This window comes from Chryseobacterium limigenitum (assembly GCF_900114875.1).
Lineage (GTDB): Bacteria > Bacteroidota > Bacteroidia > Flavobacteriales > Weeksellaceae > Chryseobacterium > Chryseobacterium limigenitum.
In genome coordinates this window covers 24,218-48,229 of sequence record NZ_FPKW01000015.1, presented here as the reverse complement: position 1 = coordinate 48,229, position 24,012 = coordinate 24,218, and the positions used below count along the sequence as shown (strand labels likewise).

28 protein-coding genes are annotated in these 24,012 nt (G+C 33.8%); 14 read left to right on the top strand and 14 right to left on the bottom strand.

Annotated features, from left to right (window positions below):
- Window positions 1-27: 27 nt before the first annotated feature.
- Complete coding sequence (locus BT156_RS16115) at window positions 28-2,256, top strand: DUF2339 domain-containing protein (protein WP_072411588.1); 2,229 nt, start codon at window positions 28-30, stop codon at window positions 2,254-2,256.
- Window positions 2,257-2,363: 107 nt separating this feature from the next.
- A complete protein-coding gene (locus BT156_RS16110; RefSeq protein ID WP_072411586.1) occupies window positions 2,364-2,801 on the top strand; it encodes a hypothetical protein in 438 nt (145 codons plus the stop codon).
- 45 nt (window positions 2,802-2,846) lie between these two features.
- Here BT156_RS16110 and BT156_RS16105 read toward each other — a convergent pair whose 3' ends face one another.
- Complete coding sequence (locus BT156_RS16105; RefSeq protein ID WP_072411584.1) at window positions 2,847-4,124, bottom strand: replication-associated recombination protein A; 1,278 nt, start codon at window positions 4,122-4,124, stop codon at window positions 2,847-2,849.
- Between the two features lie 195 nt (window positions 4,125-4,319).
- On the opposite strand from BT156_RS16105, the gene yidD reads away from it, so the two are divergent.
- Both yidD and lgt read left to right on the top strand, forming a co-directional pair.
- Window positions 4,320-4,562: a membrane protein insertion efficiency factor YidD gene (gene yidD, locus BT156_RS16100; RefSeq protein ID WP_066750451.1), complete on the top strand. Its 243-nt coding sequence runs from the start codon at window positions 4,320-4,322 to the stop codon at window positions 4,560-4,562.
- Between the two features lie 434 nt (window positions 4,563-4,996).
- On the top strand, window positions 4,997-5,863 hold the full coding sequence (gene lgt / locus BT156_RS16095) for a prolipoprotein diacylglyceryl transferase (RefSeq protein WP_066759410.1): 867 nt from the start codon (window positions 4,997-4,999) through the stop codon (window positions 5,861-5,863).
- Window positions 5,864-5,926: 63 nt separating this feature from the next.
- On the opposite strand, the gene BT156_RS16090 is transcribed toward lgt, so the two are convergent.
- Complete coding sequence (locus tag BT156_RS16090; protein WP_072411582.1) at window positions 5,927-7,441, bottom strand: bifunctional ADP-dependent NAD(P)H-hydrate dehydratase/NAD(P)H-hydrate epimerase; 1,515 nt, start codon at window positions 7,439-7,441, stop codon at window positions 5,927-5,929.
- 215 nt (window positions 7,442-7,656) lie between these two features.
- Between BT156_RS16090 and mscL the strand changes: the two genes are divergently transcribed.
- Window positions 7,657-8,037: a large conductance mechanosensitive channel protein MscL gene (mscL, locus tag BT156_RS16085; protein ID WP_072411580.1), complete on the top strand. Its 381-nt coding sequence runs from the start codon at window positions 7,657-7,659 to the stop codon at window positions 8,035-8,037.
- Between the two features lie 52 nt (window positions 8,038-8,089).
- Here the strand turns inward: mscL and BT156_RS16080 are convergent, their stop codons facing one another.
- Entirely contained in the window at window positions 8,090-9,049 is a 960-nt protein-coding gene (locus tag BT156_RS16080; RefSeq protein WP_072411578.1) for a D-2-hydroxyacid dehydrogenase, read from the bottom strand.
- Window positions 9,050-9,124: 75 nt separating this feature from the next.
- Window positions 9,125-9,526 carry an LNS2 domain-containing protein gene (locus BT156_RS16075; protein WP_066750468.1) on the bottom strand — a complete coding sequence of 134 codons (402 nt, stop codon included), beginning with the start codon at window positions 9,524-9,526 and terminating at the stop codon, window positions 9,125-9,127.
- A 264-nt stretch (window positions 9,527-9,790) separates the two neighbouring features.
- Between BT156_RS16075 and BT156_RS16070 the strand changes: the two genes are divergently transcribed.
- The 5 genes from BT156_RS16070 to gcvT all read left to right on the top strand — a co-directional run bounded on the left by BT156_RS16070 (window position 9,791) and on the right by gcvT (window position 13,246).
- Window positions 9,791-10,420 (top strand): hypothetical protein, encoded by a 630-nt coding sequence (locus BT156_RS16070; RefSeq protein ID WP_072411576.1) that lies wholly within the window; start codon window positions 9,791-9,793, stop codon window positions 10,418-10,420.
- Window positions 10,421-10,502: 82 nt separating this feature from the next.
- Window positions 10,503-11,105: a Pr6Pr family membrane protein gene (locus BT156_RS16065; protein ID WP_072411574.1), complete on the top strand. Its 603-nt coding sequence runs from the start codon at window positions 10,503-10,505 to the stop codon at window positions 11,103-11,105.
- A gap of 73 nt (window positions 11,106-11,178) precedes the next feature.
- Window positions 11,179-11,691, top strand: coding sequence for an isopentenyl-diphosphate Delta-isomerase (idi, locus tag BT156_RS16060; RefSeq protein ID WP_072411572.1), 513 nt, complete (start codon window positions 11,179-11,181; stop codon window positions 11,689-11,691).
- Window positions 11,688-12,161, top strand: a complete 474-nt coding sequence (locus BT156_RS16055; RefSeq protein ID WP_072411570.1) for a hypothetical protein — start codon at window positions 11,688-11,690, stop codon at window positions 12,159-12,161. The genes idi and BT156_RS16055 overlap by 4 nt, the downstream gene beginning before the upstream one ends.
- A gap of 8 nt (window positions 12,162-12,169) precedes the next feature.
- The gene (gene gcvT / locus BT156_RS16050; protein ID WP_072411568.1) at window positions 12,170-13,246 is read left to right on the top strand and encodes a glycine cleavage system aminomethyltransferase GcvT; all 1,077 of its coding nucleotides are present in this window, start codon (window positions 12,170-12,172) and stop codon (window positions 13,244-13,246) included.
- A gap of 198 nt (window positions 13,247-13,444) precedes the next feature.
- Here the strand turns inward: gcvT and BT156_RS16045 are convergent, their stop codons facing one another.
- Both BT156_RS16045 and BT156_RS16040 read right to left on the bottom strand, forming a co-directional pair.
- Entirely contained in the window at window positions 13,445-13,786 is a 342-nt protein-coding gene (locus tag BT156_RS16045; protein ID WP_072411566.1) for a hypothetical protein, read from the bottom strand.
- A gap of 45 nt (window positions 13,787-13,831) precedes the next feature.
- Window positions 13,832-14,185, bottom strand: a complete 354-nt coding sequence (locus BT156_RS16040) for an arsenate reductase family protein (protein ID WP_066750506.1) — start codon at window positions 14,183-14,185, stop codon at window positions 13,832-13,834.
- 119 nt (window positions 14,186-14,304) lie between these two features.
- On the opposite strand from BT156_RS16040, the gene BT156_RS16035 reads away from it, so the two are divergent.
- The 4 genes from BT156_RS16035 (at window position 14,305) to BT156_RS16020 (ending at window position 17,565) form a co-directional block, all read left to right on the top strand.
- On the top strand, window positions 14,305-14,772 hold the full coding sequence (locus tag BT156_RS16035; RefSeq protein ID WP_072411564.1) for an acyl-CoA thioesterase: 468 nt from the start codon (window positions 14,305-14,307) through the stop codon (window positions 14,770-14,772).
- A gap of 10 nt (window positions 14,773-14,782) precedes the next feature.
- A complete protein-coding gene (locus BT156_RS16030) occupies window positions 14,783-15,655 on the top strand; it encodes a sugar phosphate isomerase/epimerase family protein (protein WP_072411562.1) in 873 nt (290 codons plus the stop codon).
- A 9-nt stretch (window positions 15,656-15,664) separates the two neighbouring features.
- A complete protein-coding gene (locus BT156_RS16025) occupies window positions 15,665-16,546 on the top strand; it encodes a LysR family transcriptional regulator (RefSeq protein WP_072411560.1) in 882 nt (293 codons plus the stop codon).
- 83 nt (window positions 16,547-16,629) lie between these two features.
- Window positions 16,630-17,565: a YeiH family protein gene (locus BT156_RS16020; RefSeq protein WP_228430167.1), complete on the top strand. Its 936-nt coding sequence runs from the start codon at window positions 16,630-16,632 to the stop codon at window positions 17,563-17,565.
- 92 nt (window positions 17,566-17,657) lie between these two features.
- On the opposite strand, the gene BT156_RS16015 is transcribed toward BT156_RS16020, so the two are convergent.
- The 8 genes from BT156_RS16015 to BT156_RS15980 all read right to left on the bottom strand — a co-directional run bounded on the left by BT156_RS16015 (window position 17,658) and on the right by BT156_RS15980 (window position 23,924).
- Window positions 17,658-17,843 (bottom strand): hypothetical protein, encoded by a 186-nt coding sequence (locus tag BT156_RS16015; protein ID WP_066759412.1) that lies wholly within the window; start codon window positions 17,841-17,843, stop codon window positions 17,658-17,660.
- A 159-nt stretch (window positions 17,844-18,002) separates the two neighbouring features.
- Window positions 18,003-19,244 (bottom strand): MFS transporter, encoded by a 1,242-nt coding sequence (locus BT156_RS16010; protein WP_072411556.1) that lies wholly within the window; start codon window positions 19,242-19,244, stop codon window positions 18,003-18,005.
- A 73-nt stretch (window positions 19,245-19,317) separates the two neighbouring features.
- Window positions 19,318-20,886 carry a ribonuclease Y gene (rny, locus tag BT156_RS16005; RefSeq protein WP_072411554.1) on the bottom strand — a complete coding sequence of 523 codons (1,569 nt, stop codon included), beginning with the start codon at window positions 20,884-20,886 and terminating at the stop codon, window positions 19,318-19,320.
- A gap of 227 nt (window positions 20,887-21,113) precedes the next feature.
- Window positions 21,114-21,401, bottom strand: coding sequence for a cell division protein ZapA (locus BT156_RS16000; protein WP_072411552.1), 288 nt, complete (start codon window positions 21,399-21,401; stop codon window positions 21,114-21,116).
- The gene (locus BT156_RS15995; RefSeq protein WP_072411550.1) at window positions 21,401-21,703 is read right to left on the bottom strand and encodes a hypothetical protein; all 303 of its coding nucleotides are present in this window, start codon (window positions 21,701-21,703) and stop codon (window positions 21,401-21,403) included. Before BT156_RS15995 ends, BT156_RS16000 begins: the two co-directional genes overlap by 1 nt.
- A 137-nt stretch (window positions 21,704-21,840) precedes the next feature.
- Complete coding sequence (gene porT / locus BT156_RS15990; protein ID WP_072411548.1) at window positions 21,841-22,623, bottom strand: type IX secretion/gliding motility protein PorT/SprT; 783 nt, start codon at window positions 22,621-22,623, stop codon at window positions 21,841-21,843.
- Between the two features lie 3 nt (window positions 22,624-22,626).
- Entirely contained in the window at window positions 22,627-23,358 is a 732-nt protein-coding gene (gene ubiE / locus BT156_RS15985; protein ID WP_072411546.1) for a bifunctional demethylmenaquinone methyltransferase/2-methoxy-6-polyprenyl-1,4-benzoquinol methylase UbiE, read from the bottom strand.
- Window positions 23,355-23,924 carry a hypothetical protein gene (locus BT156_RS15980; protein ID WP_072411544.1) on the bottom strand — a complete coding sequence of 190 codons (570 nt, stop codon included), beginning with the start codon at window positions 23,922-23,924 and terminating at the stop codon, window positions 23,355-23,357. The genes ubiE and BT156_RS15980 overlap by 4 nt, the downstream gene beginning before the upstream one ends.
- Window positions 23,925-24,012 lie beyond the last annotated feature (88 nt).

Here is a 24,012-nt window from a genome sequence, read left to right as displayed (position 1 = left end):
TTCTATATTTGATAAATAAAACAACTAATGGAAAACTCCCTGATCATCATATTAATTATCGCTTTAATTTTTGCATATTACACACTTAACAAAAAGATTAGCCATCTTGAAGATGAAATTTCTGAGTTAAGAAAAAACGCAACTAAAAGTGTACAATTAACTGAAATTAGGGAAGAAAAAATAAATTCTGAAGTAAAATTTACTTTAGATGAAGATATTCAGCAAGTCCAGCCAATAAAACAACAGCTTTCCGCTTCTGAAGAAACTCCTCCGAAAAAAGATTGGGTTACTCCGATTTTTGATTTTTTGAAACAAAACTTATTAACAATCATAGGAATTTTCACTTTAGTTCTGGGTATCGGTTATTTTGTAAAGTACGCGATTGATAAAAACTGGATCGGAGAAACTTCAAGAGCAGGAATTGGTTTCCTAATCGGTGGCGGAATCATACTGACTGCCCATTTTTTAAGGAAAAATTATGCCGTATTTTCATCAATCATTACGGGCGGCGGAATTGCAATTTTATATTTTACAACTACTATTGCTTTTAGGGAATATCATTTGTTTACTCAGAATCTCTCCTTTGTCATAACTTGCATTATCACACTGATTTCCATACTCCTATCCTATTACTACAAGAGTGAAACGTTAATTATTTTCTCTTTATTTGGCGGATTTTTAGCGCCGCTAATGATTAGTACAGGACAAAGCAACTACCCTTTTCTGTTTACTTACATAATGGTTTTAAATATCGGAATGCTCGCAATAGCATTTCTAAAACAATGGAAAAGTGTGGGTTGGATAGCCTTTGTTTTTACTAATATTTATCTTTTTTACTGGACTGTAGAAAAACCGGAAATTTTAAGCATCTACTTTTACATTATTACTTATATTGTCTTCTACGCATTTGCTTTACAGAGTTACATCAAGAATAATTTACTTTCTACTTATGATATCTTAATGCTTGTGTCGATTAATTTCTCAAGTATTATTGGCATCATCTATATTTTCAATGAATTAGAATATGAGCCGGTCATTATATTTCCTATTATTTTTGCTTTAATTAACAGCCTATTACTGTTTAGAGAATATAATAAAAAAGACTTTGGAATCAGCTATTCTGTTTTTACAGGAATTACGGTAAGCCTTGTTACTATTGCGTTTGCGTTACAATTTAAGACCCATTTAATCACCACTGTTTGGGCCATTGAAGCAACATTGCTTTTATTTATCTGGAAGAAAACCAATCTCAATATTTTTAAACTTTGCTTTTATGTTTTGTTCCCCTTGGTCATTGTCACTCAAATGGTGACTTGGGCAGAATATTATACTGCGAAGAATCTCAACATTGTCTTTAATCCTGTATTTTTAACAAGTTCTGTTACCGTAATCACAACTCTTTCAAACTTGATTTTACTGAAAAAACTTCCGGAAACTCAAAAACAGGACAACAGTTTTTTTGAATATACCTTTAAAATTTTAAGCTTTGGAGTAATCTACATTGCCCTATTACTGGAAATCATTTATCATATTTCGGAAAAACCATGGTCGTTTATTTTCAGTATCGGACTGTTATTCAGTGTTTATTACCTTTTCATCATTTTATTGTTCCGCAAAAAATTAGACATCAATAAAGATTTTGAAACCGGATTGATCTATATCTTTTTGTTCCTATTAATGTTGAATGTTTCATTTTCGGCATCAGGAATTGTGACCTCAATTTTAGTAAAAAAAATCGATATTAATTTTTACGCTGTACACCTGCTCTACTTGATTCCATTTATTTATACACTTTGGAAAATATTACCGGAATCAGATTTTTTCAAAAAAGAAATTGCATATTGGTTTGCATCCATCACATTTGTTACCATAATCAGTTGTGAGCTTTATCATTTATATATTCTGGCTAATACGACTGACATTTTGACAGTCCGGAAGCTTGAAAAACACTTCAGCATTTTATATTTACCAATAATTTGGGCAATTCTTTCAACTATTTTTATTTATTTCGGTTTAAAGAAGAACATTTCAGAACTCAACAAAGTTGGCTTTGCGCTTCTTGGCCTGATGATTTTAAAACTTTACGCTTACGACGTCTGGCAGATGGATAATATATCAAGAATCGTTGCATTTATTATTTTGGGTATCATTTTATTACTGAGTTCATTTATGTTTCAGCGATTAAAAAATATCATTAAAAATCTCGTTGATAAAAAAGATGAGACGATTGAAAATGACAATCCAGAATTACAATAAAAGACCTTATTGATGGCTAATTTTTAATTTAAACCAAAAATCCATTCACATTTTATAAAAAATACTTATATTTATCAAGTTTTTAACAGTTACATATTCCATAAACTATGAAAAAATTACTCTACTCTTTATTAATATTTGCTTCAGCAAGTTTATTTGCTCAGAAAAATACATCTACAAAATTTGCAATTGCCAATGATATTGTAGGATCTGTAGATATGTTCGCGACTAAAGGCAATATGCTTCAAGGTAAAGGCATTCCAAGAACAAAGGCTGCATTACCACAAAACCTTAAAAAATATGCTGATCTTGCAGATAACGGACTTGTAGAATATAAGTTTATCAAAGGTTACGAAGGCTTAGACAGACTTACTGTGGCTCAAATCAATGAAATGGACAGCCTTCCAAAAGACACACCGGTTTTCATCGATGGTTATGAGTTTAAAAATCCTGAAACCAAGGTTTACGCAGAAATTCTGAATAACAAACAGATCAAAGAAGAGAACGGTAAAAAATTCTTAACTTTTACAACTAAAGCGAAATAATTTTATTATTCACAATACAAAAGGATACTCAGTGAGTATCCTTTTTTAGTATTTATCGTTCCATTTTTTCTTGAGTTCATCATAGATTTTCTTTTCGGTAGCATTATTTCCGGGTTTGTACAGTTTTAAACTTCTGATTTCCTGTGGCAGAAAATCCTGATCCACAAAATTGCCCTCATAAGAATGGGCATATTTATATTCTTTGCCGTAATCCATGTCTTTCATCAGCTTTGTCGGTGCATTTCTTAGATGTAGAGGAACAGGAAGATTTCCGGTTTGCTTCACCAACGCCAAAGCATCATTAATAGCCATATATGCTGAGTTACTTTTCGGGGAAACCGCCAGATAAATTGCTGTTTCACTCAAAATAATTCTAGCTTCCGGATTACCGATCACGTTGATCGCCTGAAAGCAATTATTAGCGATCATTAAAGCAGTCGGATTAGCCAAACCAATATCTTCAGCCGCCAAAATCAACATTCTTCTGGCAATAAATTTAATATCTTCTCCTCCTGCGATCATTCTTGCGAGCCAGTAAACTGCACCATTAGGATCACTTCCGCGCATTGATTTAATGAAAGCCGAGATAATATCATAATGCTGTTCACCATTTTTATCATACAAAGCCATTGTTTCCTGAAGAACTTCAAGAACATCAGAATTAATGATTTCGTTGGTGTCAGAATTTTTATATTGATTTAAAACAAGCTCCACAGAATTAATCAGTTTTCTGGCATCACCTCCCGAATATTGAATGAGAGCTTCTTTTTCTAAGATTTTAAAATCTGTATTTTCTTCCTTATTAAATCTTTCAGAAGAAATATCAATCAATTCTTCCAGTTTTTCATAGCTCAAAGCCTTCAAAACATAAACCTGACTTCTAGAAAGCAATGCAGAAACAACTTCAAAACTTGGATTTTCCGTAGTTGCGCCAATTAAAACAATCCAGCCTTTTTCAACCGCATGAAGAAGCGAATCCTGCTGAGATTTATTAAAACGGTGAATTTCATCAATAAATAAGATTGGTGACTTTCCGGAAAACAAATTCTGATTTTTTGCTTCATCAATAATATCCCGAACATCTTTCACACCAGATGAAACCGCGGAAAGCTTATAAAATTTCCTTCCCGATTGTTCAGAAATAATTTCAGCCAAAGTTGTTTTTCCGGTTCCGGGAGGGCCCCAGAAAATAAGAGAATTCAAAGCGTCGTTTTCCAGCATTTTTCTGATGGTTCCTTTTTCTCCCGTAAGATGCTCCTGCCCAAGAACTTCATCTAAGGTTTTAGGTCTTAATTTTTCAGCTAATGGAATATTTTGATTCAAGATTTTTGATTTGATTTAAAGTGAAAATTTTTAATATAAAAATGACAAAACTTCTATAAATATTTCAATTTTGAGTATGTAAATATACAAAATTGACAAACGGCGGAATTTATCCGATGAAACAACTATTTACGCCCCGAAACTTATAACAAATTTAAACTAATTTTAATTTTTTTACCCTATTTTTGCATTGCTTTGAAACTTACATTCAATAAAATCATCACATTTCCTTTGGTAGTTTTAATAAAATTTTACCAATGGTTCATCTCGCCTTTACTTCCAAAAAACTGCCGTTACGAGCCTACATGTTCACATTACATGGTGAAATCGTTGCAGGTTCATGGTATTTTTAAAGGTTTTTGGTTGGGATTGAAGAGAATTTCAAAATGTCATCCTTGGGGAGGAAGCGGATATGATCCTGTTCCACCAAAAAAATAAAATCAACGAACAAACTATTAAAAAAAATAGAAATGAGTAATATTTTTTTCAGAATTTACCTTGTATTATTAGCCTTTATTACGCAAAGTCTTTTTGCACAGGATTATCAGGGCAGTTTATCAGATGGAACTTTAAAGGTAAATTCAACGGAAATACCCGTAAAAATTTACGCAACAACTGAAGCCGGAGATCTGAGCGGATTTTCTGACCAAAAAATAGATAAGAATGTTCTGGTAATTCTAAATGAATCCAATTTTGAGCCTTCATATTATAATTTCAGTGCACAAACTTTAGCAAGATTTAAGGATAATCAATACCAGTTTTTTGATAAGAACTTTAAATTAATCGAAACGGGAGTTACGCAGGACAATATCACTACATTTAAATATGCTGTAAAAGCTAACAAGCCAATTACAGCTTCTGATAAGGTAGAATTGGAAACTCCATTTAAAATCTGGGATCCTTCAAAGGGAATTCAATTAGGACCGATTACACTACATTTCTATAGCTTAATGTTTATTTTCGCTTTTGGATTAGGTTATGTTTTAATGGCTAAAATTTTCAAGATCGATAATGTAAACATAAAATATCTGGAACCTCTTTTCACTTGGACGTTGATCGGAACTATTTTGGGAGCAAGATTAGGACACGTTATTTTTTACCAGCCTGAATTATTTAAAGAAGATTTCTGGAGTGTATTTTTACCGATCAGTACTAAAAACGGATTAAAATTCACAGGATTTTCAGGATTGGCAAGTCACGGAGCTACAATCGCTTTGATCTTTACAACGCTTTATTATTCATTTAAAATCATCAAGAAAAATCCGTTCTGGGTATATGACAGGATAGGAATCGTAGTTGCTTTAGGAGGTGCTTTTGTAAGAATGGGCAACTTTTTCAATTCTGAAATTATAGGAAAGCCGGTTGATCCCAGCTCACCATTCGCTATATTTTTCCCTCAGCAAAGCAGTGAGTACGGCGTAACAATTCCACGTTATCCTACACAGTTATTTGAAGCGATCGGGTATGTTTGTTTATTCGTTTTATTATGGATCTTATACACAAGAACCAACAAAAAATACCAACAGGGATGGTTATTCGGACTGTTCTTTATCATTCTTTGGGCAATCAGATTCTTTGTAGAATTCTTAAAAGAGCCACAAGGAGATGAATTTATTCAATTTGGAGGATTAAATACAGGGCAAATCCTTTCAATTCCTTTTATGATCGCAGGATTTGTGATTATGATCTATTCTAAGAAATTCAAAATCACGGAAGCAGAAAACGGGAAACCGGAATAAGCTTACTTTATCATATTGAAAAAGGCAAATTTGCATCATGCGAATTTGCCTTTTTTATTGATGTTATAATTTTATCGAAGTATTTTTATTGAGTTCTTCGAAAACATTTCCGAATTCATTAATAGCATCCGTTGGAAGCATAGATTCTTTAGAATATTTTTCAGCAGCACATTCAGCGGCTTTTCCATGAAACCAGACACCGAAAACAGCAGCATTTTCTTCAGAATATCCCTGAGCAAGAAAAGAAGTTATGACACCCGTAAGAATATCTCCGCTTCCGCCTTTTGCCAAACCAGAATTTCCTGTAATATTATAAAAAACATTTCCTTCAGGAGTAATAATCTGGGTATGATGATCTTTCAGGACAATATAAATTTGAAGTTCATTAGCTTTTTTTCGGGCTAATTCTATTCTTTCGAAGGAATTTTTTGTTACTCCAAATAATCTTTCAAACTCTTTTGGGTGCGGAGTTATAATTGATTTTTTTGGAATTAATTGTAAGTTTTTTTGATCTTTAGAAATAATATTTAAAGCATCGGCATCCAGTAATAATGGTTTTGGATGTTGTTTTAAAAATTCTAATAGAGATTTTTCTGTTTCAGAATCTGTTCCTAATCCTGGACCAATTCCACAAACTGAAGTTTCATCAATATCAAACTGATCAATATAATTTTCACCACCTTGTATAAACATGGCTTCCGGACAAGAAGTTTGGAGAATTTCATATCCACATTTCGGAGCTAGTGTAAAAGTTAGCCCTGCACCGGTTCTTAAAGCTGATTTCGTAGCCAGAACAGCCGCTCCGACCTTGCCATAACTTCCGGCAGCAATCGTTACTTTACCGTAAGTTCCTTTATGAGAAAACTCGTTTCTGGGCTTGAAAATATTTTCTACAATTTTATCATCAATAACAAAATCTGTTGTCGCTGTATTTGAAATATATTCTTCACTTAAATTTATATCTAAAATAACGACTTTTCCTGTATATTTTCCTGTTTCAGGATGCAGGAAACTCTTTTTCCAAAATTGAAAGCTTAATGTATAATCTGCTTTAAAAATAGTAGAATTATCATCAGAAATAACATCTGTAAACAATCCTGACGGAATATCAATTGAAATTCTGACATTATTTTTAGAGTTCAGATCATTGACAAGTTGCTTATAATCTTTATCCAGTTCCCTTGATAGTCCGGTTCCGAAAAGAGCATCAATAATTACCGTTCTGCTGTCAAAACGATAGCTTTCAACATCCTTAAAATTCTTAATAAGTACTCCCGAAACTTCTTTTAATTCTCTGAAATTTACATTAGCATCGCTGGAATATTTTGCTTTTGGATCTACAAAAACATCAACATCAAAACCCTTCAAATAGAGCATTTTCGCGATGGCAAAACCATCTCCTCCATTATTTCCACTTCCACAAAATAGGGTAAAATTTCTGTGGTTTTTGCAGTTTTCATAGATCCAGTCTACACAGCTTTGTGCTACCCTTTCCATTAATTGAATTGACGAAACAGGTTCATCAGAAATTGTAAATTCGTCACATTTACGTATCTGCTCCGCTGTGAAAATTTTCATAATTGTTATTATTTTTATTATACATACTAGTGTTAACAGCAATTTACAAAGAATTTTCTCTTAATATTTAAAATTAATCAACAAATAAACCTAATACGAAATTAAATTGCTTAAAAAATTAATCCAATTTTTTTTTTGAATAAAAAACTTTAAATCATAAAAAATTTTATAACATAAATTCCTACTTTTGCTTATAATACTTAAAAATATAAATTATGGGATTTATTAAAGAATTTAAATCATTTGCTTTTAAAGGAAATGTACTTGATCTGGCTGTCGGTGTTATCATTGGTGGAGCTTTTGGGAAAATCGTTTCGTCTCTGGTAGAAGATGTTATTACTCCTTTATTATTAAATCCTGCTCTTAAAGCTGCGGGTGCAGAAAACATTTCGAAACTATCCTGGAACGGGGTTACTTATGGTAATTTCATTTCTGCTATAATTAGTTTCTTATGTATTGCAATGGTACTTTTCTGGATTATTAAAGGCGCCAATAAAATTGTTAAAAAAGACGAAGCTGCTCCTGCCGGTCCTACTGAAGACCAAAAATTATTAATGGAAATCAGAGATTTGCTTAAAAGTAAAAACAATCTATAAAACAAAAAACACCTCAAATCGAGGTGTTTTTCTATTCTTTATAATCATCAGATTACTGAATCTGTAAAATACTTGAAATTTGTTCTGCCAAAGAAAGACCAATTCTGTCCTGAGCTTCCAAAGTAGACGCCCCCGTGTGAGGTGTCAAAGAGATTTTAGAATGATTCAGAATCTCTTTAGAAGGTGTTGGCTCATTGATGAAAACATCAAGACCTGCAAACCTTACTTTTCCTGAATCTAGAGCTTCGATCAAAGCAGACTCATCGATCACACCACCTCTTGAGCAGTTTACGATAGCAACACCGTCCTTCATGATCTCAAATTCATTTTTACCGATCATATAACCGTCTTTCTGAGCCGGAACGTGAAGCGTGATGAAGTCTGAATGCTTCAAAACTTCCTGCAAAGGCTCTGTTTCAATATCTACATTAATGAATTGGTTGTTGTAGAACTTTACTTTGATACTTGCTCTTCCAACATTGCTGTCAGCTGCAACCACTCTCATTCCAAGACCTAGAGCAATTCTTGCAACCTCTTGCCCGATTCTTCCCATCCCAACAATTCCGATGGTATTTCCTCTTAATTCAATACCTGCGGCATAAGCTTTCTTAAGCCCAGCAAATTCTGTATCTCCAACTAAAGGCATTTTTCTGTTAGAATCCTGCAAAAATCTTGCTCCCGAAAATAAGTGAGCAAAAACCAATTCAGCAACCGATTCTGAAGAAGCAGAAGGCGTATTGATCACATGAATTCCTTTTTCTCTTGCATAATCTACATCAATATTATCCATTCCTACCCCACCTCTACCGATGATGCCAAGCGACGGACAATTATCAATAATATCTTTTCTTACCTGCGTTGCACTACGCACCAATAAAGTACGGATTTTGTGCTCGTTGATATAATCTACCAAAAACTCCTGCGGAACTTTTGCAGTGATCACTTCAAAACCTTTCTCAGTCAATGCATCAATCCCAGACTGATCCAACCCATCGTTTGCTAAAACTTTCATAAATATTCTTTATCTATTTAAAAACTAAAAGATTTAAAAATTAAAAGATCATGCAGGTTCCCCCACTTTAATCGTTTAATCTTTAAAAACTTCAATCGTAACTTGCTTTTCTACAAGATCCGTGAATTTTCCTTTATATCTTGTTGCTCTTACCAAATGGTTGTCTATCCAGTGATAGTTTCCTCCTCTTGGTTTTCCGCATAAAACACTGTGATATTTAAATCCGTGCTTATCCAGCCAATCAATGGTAATTTGCTTTAGATTTTCTGTTCTTGATGTGAAAAAACAGATTTGGTGACCTTCGTCGTACCATTTATTCACTGTTTCCAAAGCGTCTGGATAAGGCTCACAAGTAACCATTCTCTCCGGCTCTTCATTTGGTACATCGTCCGTAATCGTTCCGTCGATGTCTATTAAATAGTTTTTTACCCCGTCCTTTAGAATCGGACTTAAATGCTCTTTATATTCTAATTCCATCATGAAAATTTGAATTGCAAAGTTACGATTTTTACATCGAACAGAGTTACTAAACTTAGTTTAAATTAAAATTACACTCTTTAAATTATTATTTCCCGAATAAAATAAAGACTTACCCTATCGTTTTTATAATTGAGATTAAAAATATTCTGTTTTAGAATAGGGTAAACTTTAGCAAAGAATAAAATATCATTTGTAAGCTTTCTATATTGAAATTTAAGGCTGATTTGGTATCTTTATTGATCATATCACAAAAAATAAATTATGAAATTTAATATTTTAACCCTCGGAGTATTATCATTATTCCTTTTTTCATGTAATAAAAACAACAAAACTGAAGAAACGATTACAAAAAACACAGACAGTACTCTTGTAACTCCGCCAGCAAAGGACTCTACACCAACTGAAGAAATTAAAGAAGCCGCTAAAACTGAAAACTATATTTTGATAGCCGAATCTAAGGAAACTCCGGGAACCATTAATGAAACTACAATTCAAAAATTATCTGAGCCTTTAAAAGCCATCGCTGCGTTATACAGCGGACTCGGAGGATCAAATTGTCAAGGCGAAAACTGTGAACTGACTACAGCTTTAGGCTTAGGAAAACAAGGTTCGCAGGCACAAAAAGATTTGGTAAAAAAGTGGTTTTCAAATAACAAGGCTGCAGATCAATTAATCGCTCAGGATTTTTTCCAGCCACCTAATTCGGCTTCCAATTTTTCGGATTTTCAATATCTTAATTTTGAGCAAAATGCAGATACAGTTACCGTAAATTACAGTTTAATGACATACAGTCACGGAGCAACAAGTTATATTAAAGGTCCAGACAAATATCTCATCAAAGGAAATACCATAGAAACGATTAACAGAAATATCTGGAAAGACATTAAATAACAGCATATCAAAACATAAAGTCATTTTTCAGCCTTTTAAAATGACTTTTTTGTTTTATATTAATATCAACTAATTACAAACTATGAAAAAAAATATCGCCCTAATTTTTGCACTGATTGGCTGGTTTGCTTTAATTGCTCAATATTATTTACACATAGAAAACAGGATAAGTTCTTTACTGGAAACTAACTTTAGATTTTTCACTTATTTTACAATATTGGTTAATTTAATTGTTACCATTTATTTCACAAGTACAGCTTTCAGAAAACACGGAATTGAGGGCAAAAACTCAGGATATTTAACGGCAATCACTGTGTATATTACGATTGTTGGAGCCACTTATCAGATCATCCTGAGAGGCACCTGGCAACCGACAGGTCTTCAAAGAATTGTTGATGAGTTACTTCACAGTGTAATGCCTGTTCTTACAATTATTTTCTGGTATTTATTTGAAAATAAAGCTCGTGTAAAATACAGTCAGATATCAAAATGGGCCATATTTCCGATTGTTTATTTTATTGTTATCTTAATCAGAGGAAGTTTTTCAGGATTTTATCCTTATCCTTTTGTAGATGTAACCGCTTTGGGGCTGACAAAAGTTTTAATTAATTCTTTATTCATTGCCATATTCTTTTTCATTATCTGCTTTTTATATATCAGGGTTGGAAAAGCATTGGAAAAATAATTTTATCCTCACAGATATATGATGTTTCACCAAAAATTTCCAAAATACATTTATTAAACTTACATTTGTAGGAATGGAAGAATTCGTAGTTTTGGTCAATCCGGCGGATGAAGTTTTAGGCTTAATGGAAAAGCAGCAGGCTCACATTAACGGCTTATTACACCGCGCATTTTCCGTTTTTTTATTCAATAACAAAGGTGAGATGCTTTTACAGAAAAGAGCATCAGAAAAATACCACTCTCCTAACCAATGGACCAACGCTGTATGCTCACACCCAAGAAACGGTGAAACCTACCTCGATGGAGCAAAACGCCGGGTAAAAGAAGAATTGGGAATAAATACCGAACTTTCAGAAAAATTCAATTTTATTTACAAAGCAGACGTTGGCGGCGGACTTTGGGAACATGAATTAGACCATGTTTTTATAGGAAACTACGAAGCTGATTTTAATTTAAATAAAAACGAAGTTGAAGAAGTGAGATACATTTCACTGGAAGATCTCAACAAAGAAATAGCCGAAAATCCTGAAAATTTCACAGAATGGTTCAAAATCATTCTTGAAGAATATAAAGACAATTTAAAATGATCAAAAAATCAATATTAATAGTAACATTACTGTTGGGATTTTTTTCTTTTGCCCAAAAACTTAAGGTTTACGAGAATCCAAATTATTCTATCAATCTTCCTGACGGCTGGAAAGCCATGAATGAAGGCGATATTGTCAATATTTTCCCTACCAATGAAATTGGCGCGATCACTATTTCGGAATATCATGATTTGAATCTTCCAAAAACAGAAACAAAAAAATTCATCCTTGCTCTTTACAAATCGAGTGATGATGAAAGCAAAATAAAAAGTAAGAACGGTAAAAAAGGATATACAGAATATTTTTATGAATATTTAGATGAAAAAGAAAAATTATTCTGGATCACAAAAGTTTTTCAAAAAGATAAAGATTTATACCTTGTCTCCATCAACTGCGGTCAGAAATACTGGAACGGAAACTACATGACCCTTTTCAATGATACTTTTAACAGCTTTAAAATAAAGAAATAGAAATAAATATGAAGAAAACAGCCTTGTACGACAAACACGCTTCTTTAGGAGCGAAAATAGTACCTTTCGCAGGTTTTGAAATGCCTGTACAATATTCCGGAGTTACAGAAGAGCATTTTGCGGTAAGAGAAAAAGCAGGATTATTCGACGTATCTCACATGGGACAATTTTTCGTTGAAGGTCCCGGAGCTAAAGATCTTCTGCAATTGGTTACAACTAACAATGTAGACGCTTTAGAAAACGGAAAAGCTCAATATTCTTGTCTTCCAAATGAAAACGGAGGAATTGTAGATGATCTTATCGTTTACAAAATGGAAGATGAAAAGTATTTCGTGGTTGTAAATGCTTCAAACATTGAAAAAGACTGGAATCACATCGTAAAATACAACAATTTTGATGCTGTATTGACGAATGCTTCTGATGATATGTCGTTATTGGCAATTCAAGGGCCGAAAGCTACTGAAATTCTTCAAAAACTGACAGATACAAACCTTTCTGAGATTCCTTACTATAACTTCACAGTTGGATCTGTAGCAGGTGTGAATGATGTTATTATTTCTAACACTGGGTACACAGGAAGCGGTGGTTTTGAGATTTATTTCCAAAATGAAAGCGCTGAAAAATTGTGGGACGAGATCATTAAAGCAGGAGAACCTGAAGGAATCATTCCTTGCGGATTGGCTGCCAGAGATACTTTAAGACTTGAAAAAGGTTTCTGTCTTTACGGTATGGATATCGATGATACTACTTCTCCGATTGAAGCAGGATTAGGCTGGATCACAAAATTCGATAAAGATTTTGTTTCTAAAGATATTTTCGCAAAACAGAAAGAAGAAGGCGTTACAAGAAAATTAGTTGGCTTCGAACTTCAGGACAAAGGGGTTCCAAGACATGACTACCCTGTTGTAGATGCTGAAGGAAACGTGATCGGGAAAGTAACTTCCGGAACTCAGTCTCCAATGAAAAAGATAGGTTTAGGATTGGCTTATGTTGATAAACCTCACTTTAAGCTAGGTTCTGAAATCTTTATTCAGGTAAGAAATAAAAATATCCCTGCAAAAGTGGTGAAAACTCCTTTTGTATAATTAAAAGATATATTGAATAGTAAAAACCGCAGAGCTTTCTGCGGTTTTTTTATTTTGATGTTGCAATTATCCGCCAAGTTTGTCATCCTATGTTTGTAAAATATGAAGTAATTTCAAGATTAAAATGTGAGTTAAATTCTTAATTAAAAATATTAACCTTTTTCACAAGAAAATTGCTGTCAGCCTGAGAGACTGACACTACTTTGGGGCGTGCTGAAAACAATAATCGTTTCCTATTTTAGTATAATGCTCGCATCTTGTTCCCCTTTTTGTTGTTCCGGGACAGCGATTTCCTTTATTGGTTCCGTTTACTTTTTTAGGTTTAGAAACAATTCCATACACAGATGGTCTTGGCGGATTACATTTTTTGCAAGGCTCCAAACCCATTTTCACCGCCTGAGCCACATCAAGCTGTGAAGAAAAATTATTAACCACTTTACAGGCAGACAGATGATATTTTGCCCCTGAAGGTGTTTTATAAACCGTTTGCCCAATCAGGTTAAACGAAATAAAAATCAATATGGAAACCAAATACTTCATTGAAATTCTTATCTAATCAGAACAGCAAATGATGATGTAATGATATTAGTTCGAGTGAAAATAATCTCTCAATTCTCCAATATTTTTTTTATCATTTCCTATAAAAATCTCTTTATCAGTAAGGAATACCGGACGTCTAAGGAATGTATAATGATCAAGCAAAAGCTCCTTAAAATCTTCCTCTCCCAACGTTTTCAGATCCAGCTCTCTCAATTTGATCTGAGTAGATTTTTTACTGAATAATTCTTCGTAAGATCCTGCAATTTTATGCATCGCTTCTAATTCCTCTATCGTTATAGGCTCTTTTTTGATCTCACGAAGTTCCCAATCTTTAAGACTAAACTGTGCTAATATTTTTCTACAAGTGTCACATGTATTAAGATAAAATACTTTTTTCATTTATTTTTTTAAGTTATTTTTTGTTAAATGAAACTCTTACGAAAGTTCCAACCTCCAAAAGTATGATTTAATCTGCCATTTTAAGAATTATTAAATACCTTTATTAAAATTTTATAATAATGGATAACAAGCCTATCACTTTTCAGTTTATTTCTGAGCCTTCGGATGTTAATTATGGAGGGAATGTTCACGGAGGAAGTGTAATGAAGTGGATCGACCAAGCAGGGTACGCATGTGCAACAACATGGAGCGGAAATTATTCCGTAACTGTGTATGTTGGCGGAATACGTTTCTATGAACCCATCAAAATAGGGGAAATTGTAAAGGTGGAAGCACAGGTCATTTACACTGGTTCTTCAAGTATGCATATTTCGATCAATGTTTTCTCAAGAAACCTGAAACAGCCTACTTTTGATAAGAAAACACACTGTATCATTGTTTTTGTGGCCGTTGATGAGAACGGAAAAAAACTTCCTGTCCCAAAATGGATTCCTGAAACCGAACAGGAAAAACAGCAGGAACAGTATGCAAAACGTCTGATGGATCTCAGAACACAGATTGAAGATGAAATGAAACCTTTTTTATAGTTTCTGAAAAATGCTTAGAAAAGACTTCATACAGCTTTCTTCATTGGGATTTCTAGGATTGTATTCCTGCGGAATTTTTCACTCAAAAACAAATAAAAAACCTTTGGCAATACAACTTTACACCATTCGTGATGCAATTTCATATGATCTGGAAAAGGCTTTGGAAAAACTTGCAGCTTTGGGCTTTCAAGACTTGGAAATTTATGGTTACAACGGAACTTTCTTTGGAAAAAGCAGAACTGAGTTTCAATCTATTCTAAAAAATACAGGATTAAAAGTCATCAGTTCTCATCATACAACCGGAATTATTCACCAAGAGAAAGGAACTTTATTAAACAATTGGGAGAAATCGGTTGAAGATTTACAGTTCATCGGGTCAAAATATATGGTCTGCTCTTATCTTTTTGATGAAGAAAGAACGATTGAAAACTATAAAAAACTGCCCGAATTATTTGAAAAATGTGGAGAAACTACCAAAAAATCAGGAATTCAGTTTGCGTATCATAATCATGATTTCGAGTTTGAAAAATTTAATGAAAATCAAAATGTGTATGATTTTATTTTAAATCAAACTTCATCCGATCTTGTGAAAATGGAACTCGATCTTTATTGGATCTCAAAAGCCGGGCTCGATCCTTTATTGTATTTTGAAAAATATCCTAACCGTTTTCCCTTGTGGCACGTGAAGGACATGAAAAAGGATACAAAAGATTTCGCTGAAATAGGAAACGGAGTTATTGATTTTAAGAGAATTTTTAAAGCAAGAGAAAAAGCAGGCTTACAACATTGGTTTGTTGAACAGGATTCGAGTGATAAGGATATTTTTGAGAGTATTAAAATAAGTAGAGATTATATTCAAAATAATAATTTTTTCTTTAAATAAATTGTGAATATGTTTGATTACAGATTAAAAGTTTTTCATACCGTTGCTTCCAGACTGAGTTTCACAAGAGCCTCGGAAGAACTTAATATTTCTCAACCTGCAGTTACCAAGCATATTAAAGAAACAGAAAATCAACTTAATACAAAGTTATTTGACAGAAAAGGAACTTCTATTCAATTAACCCAAAGTGGAAAAATTTTATACGAATACGCGGAAAAAATCAGGAATATGTCCCGTGATTTAGAATTTGAGATCAACCAGATGAATCAGCAGCACAAAGGAAAACTGATCATTGGAGCCAGTACAACCATCGCCCAATATATTTTACCAGAAATTCTGGCAAAATTCAACTCTTATTATAAAGACATCAAAATAGAATTACTCACTCAAAATACTGAAATAATTTCTTCTCTTCTAAAAGACGGCAAAATAGATCTGGGTATTATTGAGGGAGAATCTCAATCTTCTTTTTTTGAATATATCACTTTTAAAGCCGATGAAATTGTACTTGTTGCCAAAACCAATCATCCTTTAGCCAGCAAAGATTTACACCTAAAAGATCTTTATGACCTGGATTTAATTTTTCGCGAGCAAGGGTCAGGAACTCAGGAATTTATTCAAAATCGTTTAAAAGAAAAAGGAATTAATATTGATGATTTGAATACTGTAATGCAATTGGGAAGCAGTGAAAGTATCAAAAACTATCTTTTACATTCCGATTGTATGGCTTTTTTATCGATCAGTACTGTTTTAAATGAACTAAAAAATAACGTTTTGACGATTGTTGATATTAAAAACTTCAGTATTGAAAGAAATTTTCATTATATCTTTCCCAAAGGAGAACAGTCTGAGCTGATTCAATTATTTTTAAGATTCATCAGTTATAACTAAAAGTTATCCAGTATAACAAAATACGATTTACATCGTAATAATAAATTGTAGAATTTTGAACCATGATTTCAAAACTTTACAATATGAAGAATTTTATTCAAAACGAGACTTCACAGAAAATAATTTTCATTGGGGTGATTATCTTTTGCCTTACTCCATTTATTTCTTCACCAATTGCCTTGGCTTTGGGAATTATTTTAGCCATTTTCATAGGCAATCCCTTCGAAAAGCATCTGCATAAATACATCCATCTTTTATTACAAGTTTCCATTGTAGGATTAGGTTTCGGATTAAAATTAGATGAAGCATTACAAGCCGGGAAAACAGGATTTATATTAACAATTGTCAGTATTTGTACTGTTATGGTTTTAGGATATTTTTTAGGAAAAATATATAAACTCGACAAACAGCTTTCTTATTTACTTTCTGTGGGAACCGCTATCTGTGGAGGAAGTGCTATTGCAGCAACCTCTCCCATCATTAAACCAAGTACAAAACAGATTTCTCTGGCACTTGCCATTATTTTTACGCTTAATTCAGTCGCATTGTTCGTTTATCCCTTTGTTGGGCATATTTTACATCTTAGTCAAGAACAATTTGGGTTGTGGTGCGCGGTCGGAATTCATGATACCAGCTCCGTAGTTGGTGCAGCAAGTAAATATGGTGATGAAGCGTTAAAAATAGCGACTACCGTAAAACTAGCCCGAGCATTATGGATTATTCCTTTATCCGTTATTACCATGTTTATTTTTAAAAATAAGGGTTCAAAAATAAAAATTCCATGGTTTATCGGATGGTTTATTCTCGCTATTCTTGTTAATACTTATTTTCCTTTCTTCGATCGTTTTAGTTCCGTTATTACTGAGGCTTCAAAATCTGGATTGAATGTAACTTTATTCTTAATCGGTTCTACTCTTTCTTTACAAACCTTGAAAACAATTGGTTTAAAACCTTTAGCTTCAGCAGTAATTCTCTGGATTACGATCAGTATTGGAAGTTTACTTTATATAATGAACTAAAAATACAAAAGCCTTTTGGAATATTCCAGAAGGCTTTTGCATATTAAATGTGGAAATGTTTATTTCTAGGTTGAAATAATTCTAAAAATTGCTTAGCAAGTAATTACCTGCGGACAACCGATGTATTGAGAGCAATATTTAGGTCCTGTCACTGCTCCTGTGCAGCTGCATCCGCAAAGTGATAAATCCGGAGTCCCGATTTTACCGATTCCTCCGATGATGTTTTTAAGATCATCTTTTCTTAATTTCTTGGCGTTTTTTAAAATGTTGTTTGACATGTGATTTGGTTTTGGAGTTAACAATATAGTTTAATCATTTCAAAGTTAAACAAAAATATACTATTTGCAACATAATTCATTTTTTATTTAATAATCATTGATATTATTGGAGATACTATTTAAATAACGATAAAAAAAGGAAAATATTATTTAAACACCTTATTCTGTAAAATCCAGATCTTTATCGTGCGTCTCAGAAATTGTCAATGCAGAATACAGTGCCAAAGCAAAAACAATGACACCGACAATCGCAGCACTTACGATCACTGAAAAATTATTTTTAAAAAGATCAAAAGCCAAAATCATTACCGGAACAAGTCCTCTTACCATATTCGGAACCGTCGTTGTTGCTGTATTTCTGATATTCGTACCGAACTGTTCTGCCGCCAATGTCACAAACATCGCCCAATATCCGGTTCCTAAACCAAGCCAGACGCAGAAGAGGTAATATTTTGTTTCGGTATCCGTATTTCCGAAGAGCATAATAGCAACGCCGAGTAAAGTGAACATCAACATGTAGAAAATCGCCATTTTACGAGATTTTAATGCGTGAGAAATAAATCCGCTCGCTAAATCTCCGACGGAAATTCCGACGTAAGCCCACATTATCGCTTTCCCTGGGTTCAGGTCTTTAATTCCGAATTCAGGAGCAAATTGGTTCGCTAATACCGCTAGAATCCCAATGCAATACCAAGTTGGCAACCCGACAGCAATACATTTTATATATCTTATGAAACGGTCTTTGTTTGTAAAGAAGGAGAGAAAATTTCCTTTGGAGACAGATTTCATCTCAATATTTTTATAAATACCCGATTCTGAAACACTTATCCTTAAAAATAAAAGCATAATTCCGAGAACTCCACCGATGATGTAAGAAATATTCCAACCTCCAGCTAATTCTACAGTTAATTGAGCTACCACGGCTCCCATTAATCCAAAACCGGCTACGACTGAAGTTCCGATTGCTCTTAAACTCTTTGGTAAGCTTTCAGAAACCAGTGTAATTCCCGCTCCAAGTTCACCGGCAAGACCAATTCCTGCGATGAATCTTAATCCGGCATAAGAATACACTAAATGCTCTTTGGGAAAATGGGGTAAAAATCCACAGGCAATATTCGCTAAAGAATACACTAAAATCGATCCGAACAATACAGACAGCCTTCCTTTTTTGTCTCCGAAAACACCCCAGAAAATCCCTCCGATCAGAAGCCCGATCATCTGACAGTTGAGGATAAAAGTGCCGTCTACATCAGGATTTAAGCCTAAAGCTTTTAAGCTCGGAATTCTTACGATCCCAAATAAAAGCAGGTCATAAATATCAACAAAATAGCCCAGGGCCGCAATGATCACGGGAATAGAAAAAATGTACTTCAGTTTTGAAGACAATGACAGTTCTTGCATTTTTAAATTTTGATAAAAATAAAAAACCTTTCAATTACTTGAAAGGTTTTTATAAAATATCTTTGACTGATTATTATCTTGCAATATTCACAGCTCTCGTTTCTCTGATTACTGTTACTTTTACCTGTCCGGGATATGTTAATTCGTTTTGAATCTTTTCAGAAATGTCGTAAGATAACTGAGAAGCAGTTTCGTCATTTACTCTTCCGCTTTCTACCATTACTCTCAACTCTCTACCTGCCTGGATTGCGTAAGCGCTGGAAACCCCTTCAAAGCTTAATGCTGCCGCTTCAAGATCTTTTAATCTTTGGATATAAGATTCAAGAACCTGTCTTCTTGCTCCCGGTCTTGCCCCAGAAATAGCATCCGCAACCTGAATGATCGGAGATAATAATGACGTCATTTCTACCTCGTCGTGGTGAGCTCCAATCGCATTGATAACTTCTGCATTTTCACCGTATTTTTCAGCCCACTGCATCCCTAATAAAGCGTGAGGAAGTTCAGACTCCTGCTCAGGAACTTTACCGATATCGTGCAATAGACCCGCTCTTTTCGCTAATTTTACATTTAAACCTAATTCAGCAGCCATTGTTGCAGCGATGTTGGCTACCTCTCTTGAGTGCTGTAATAAATTTTGTCCGTAAGAAGAACGGTATTTCATTCTACCAACGATCTTGATCAATTCTGGGTGTAAACCGTGAATTCCTAAATCAATGATTGTTCTTTTACCAACTTCAATGATCTCGTCCTCGATTTGTTTTCTTGTTTTTTCAACAACTTCTTCAATTCTTGCAGGGTGAATTCTACCGTCTGTTACCAATCTGTGCAGTGATAACCTTGCGATTTCTCTTCTTACAGGATCGAAACATGAAAGAAGAATCGCTTCCGGCGTATCATCAACGATGATCTCAACACCCGTTACCGCTTCTAAAGCACGGATATTTCTACCTTCTCTACCGATAATTCTACCTTTTACTTCATCAGATTCAATGTTAAATACTGATACCGAGTTTTCGATCGCCTGTTCTGTTCCGATTCTCTGGATCGTTTGAATAACGATTTTTCTCGCTTCACCTTTAGCATTCAGCTGAGCTTCTTCCATGATGCTCTGAACGTGAGCCTGAGCTCTGGTTTTTGCTTCAGCTTTCATTGATTCTACCAATTCTGCTTTAGCTTCTTCAGCTGTGTAGTTAGATATTTTTTCAAGAGTTTCAACTTTCTTAGAAGTTATGATGTCTAGCTCCTGTTGTTTTCTATCTAAAATTTCAGTTTTCTTAGCATAATCAGCAATCTGTCTGTCCAAGTCTTTTTCAAGCTTTCCTGCTTTGCTAAGTTCGTCATTAAGCTTATTTTCTTTGTCCTTGATCCTTTTTTCGCCCTCCTGCATTTTCTTTTCTCTCGATTGGATGTCTGCGTCGTGCTGAGATTTTAATTCAAGAAATTTTTCTTTAGCTTGAAGGTTCTTTTCTTTTTTTATGGATTCAGCTTGTACATTAGCTTTTTCTATAAGGTTTTCGGCATTTTTCTGTGCATCATCTATAATAAATTTTGCTTTAGTATTCAGTGAGCTCTTAGAGAAAAGCATCCCCAGCACTGCACCAACTACTAAACAAATAACGCCGACTATAATGGCTGTTGTCATATATATTGAGTTTTAATTGTCTATGTTAATATTAAAATAAAAAAGCCTACAATAATCCAGTGATATAGAGTAAACTCCTAATCAACACGATTTGAACTGATCTCCACTGTCTGTAATCCGGATAACCGGCGCGCCATTCGATGGATGTTTGTTCGGTAATTTTTTAGCGTTGAGTTTACCTTTAATGTGTTAGAATTATTGTAGGCAGGTTTTCTGGAAAAAAAAATCTATTTTCCAATTTCATTCAACGACTGATTGATTTTTGCCAATCTATCGTTGGTAGAATTTATATTTTTTTCGTAGTTCAGAGATACCACTTCTGCATTAGTTCCCAATTTCAGGGCACACATTGCCAGAGCGTCTTGCTTATCTCTTACATCGAAGTTTTGTTCAAAATCTTTAATCATATTCTCAATTTGCTTCCCCACTTTTCTTAAAGTTTCTTCTTCTGCTGCGGGCACATTCAGCGGATATACTCTTCCTGCGATATTGATGGTTATTCTTCTTACCTCCATTATAATCCACTGTTTTGAAGCTGAGCAATACAGAAATCTACCTCTTTTACCAATCTGTTGATGTGATTTTTCATTAACCTATTGTGTTCAGGGTTTCCTGATATTGCTGAATAAAGTTTTATATTTTTTTGTTCTTCTGCTAATACCTGATTTTTTTTTCTCTCCTCATCGTATTTCTTCTTCAGTTCTTCATGCTCTGTATTTAATTCTGTTAATCTTTCATTAAGATTTTGATAATTCTTTTGTAAGTTCAAAATCTTTTTCTCTAATTCTGAAAAATTGTTTTCTAAATCTTGAAGCATTTCAGGTTTCTATATTCTAACTATTAGCAAAAATAAAAAAATAATGACAGTAACAAAAATAAAACTCCCTATATTTTGATTTTCCAACAAAAAAGGAGATGTAACACACCTCCTTTATATTTTTTAAGCTTATTTTCTTATTCAAATTTCAATACAAAGAATACGGCTCTTGTCTGCAGTGTAGACATTGCAGCCGTCCAATAAGGTGGTGTATTGGCATTATCTGCCACCAACTCGTTGTTCATGATGAATGTTCCTCTGATTCCCGGCGTCAATTTAAATTTATTGAAATAAAATTGAATACCCATCTCGGCAGACCATGCAAAGTTATGCGTTGTAGATCTGAATACCTGTTGCTGGTTATCATCCGTAGAATCCGAATTAGACTGTAAATTCACAATGTAATTCACCCCGGCAGCAACATAAGGCCTTGAGTTGTACCATCTTTGACCATGAAGCTCCAACATTACAGGAATATCCACCAAAGTAGATTTGATCTGTCTTGTCTTGTCTTTATCATTCAATGGAATTGGAATAAAAGGTGCATTCGTCAAAGTTCCTGCAGCGTACTGGTCGTTTGACTGTGTATTAAAAGTTAATTCCCTCTGAGCAAATTGCAAGCCTGGTTCAACTTTAAGATCTAAATAATCGTTAAGTCTCCATTTTGCGATCAAACCCGCCCCGAAACTTTTACTATTTTTAGATGAAACAAGATTTTGGTTCCCTTCCATACCGTATCTTGGGTTAAGTACTATACGGTAGTCTACTATATTACCATTTAAATAAAACCCCCAACTGAATATCTGCTGGTCGAAATCTTCCAACTTGTCCATTCTGTTTCGGGTTCTAAATTGCGCGTCTGCAAAAACAGCAATATTTACTGAGGCTAAAACCAGTGCTTTTAATAGAAATTTATTCATAGGTTACTTTGTTGCTTTATAAATTGTGGCTATACCTAAACTTAGTTTTTTATATTCAACTTTTTTAAATCCTGTATCTAAAAGAATTTGTCTCATCTTTTCCCCGAAAGGAAAAGCATTCACAGAATCCGGAAGGTATGTGTATGCCCTATTATCTTTAGAAACCAGTCTGCCGATGGCAGGTAATATATTTTTGAAATAAAACATATAAAATGGTGCTAAAAACCCCTCAACCTTTGAAAACTCCAGTATGTAAACACTCTTGTTATCCTTTACTACCCTTCTTAACTCTGCTAAACCTTTGGTAAGGTTCTCAAAATTCCTTACTCCAAATGCAACGGAAACCGCATCGAATCTATTGTCCTCGAAAGGTAAATTTTCTGCATCCCCTTTTTGCATGGAAATTTTGCCGTCTAATTTAAGTTTTTTTATTTTAATAACGCCAACATTTAACATTTGTTGCGATAAATCCAAACCAATTACTTTTGTATTGGTTCCTTTTTCGATGGCAATGGCCAGATCTCCCGTTCCAGTAGCTACATCCAGCACTTCCTGCGGGTTATCTTTTTTCATCATATTCACCAATGTATTTCTCCACAAAACATCAATTTTCATGGATAAAACATGATTCAAAAGATCATATTTCGGTGCAATATTGTCGAACATATCCTCTACCTGGCTCTTTTTCGTAGCCTCAGAATTGTAGGGAGTCACTTTGTTGATATCGTTTGTCAAAACTTGTAATATTCTTTATAATAATTAAGGAAATCTTGTTTTCTGAAGATCTTTGATCTTGATTCTACCTGCTGGATGTTTTTGATCATTTTATCATAATCTTCATCTACATTGTAGTAAAAATCTTCTGTATAAAGCTTATTGAAGCGTTTTGGCGCCCCAAAATACTGTTTTCCGTCTATAACAGTCTTATCCAGCGCCAAAAGTAATGAATCTTTTTTAAGATTGTATCCATAATATTGACGATTAACATAATAATCTTCATGAGCAATATTCAAAAGCCCGCGGATTTTATTCACTTCAAACGCAGAATCATAGAGTAATTTCTTATTCTGATCAAAAACTTTAATGGCATTTTTACCCTGTTTAAGATCTACATGCACAAACTGCCCTGCAGAAATAATTCCTTCGGAACCGTTATTGATCTTATAATAATAGGTATTAGGCGTAGGATTATCTACTAAGTAATAATTTTTCTTAGCTAAAAAGAAGAAGTAAATCCCAAAGGCCATCATAAACACCACAACAGCAATCGCTAAACCTTTTAAAGATGGATTATTTTTCATAGATTGTAAAGTACAATTTTTGCAAATTTAATAATATTTTTAATTCTTTCTTATTAATATTAATTATTAACTTTGCGTCTTTAAAAAA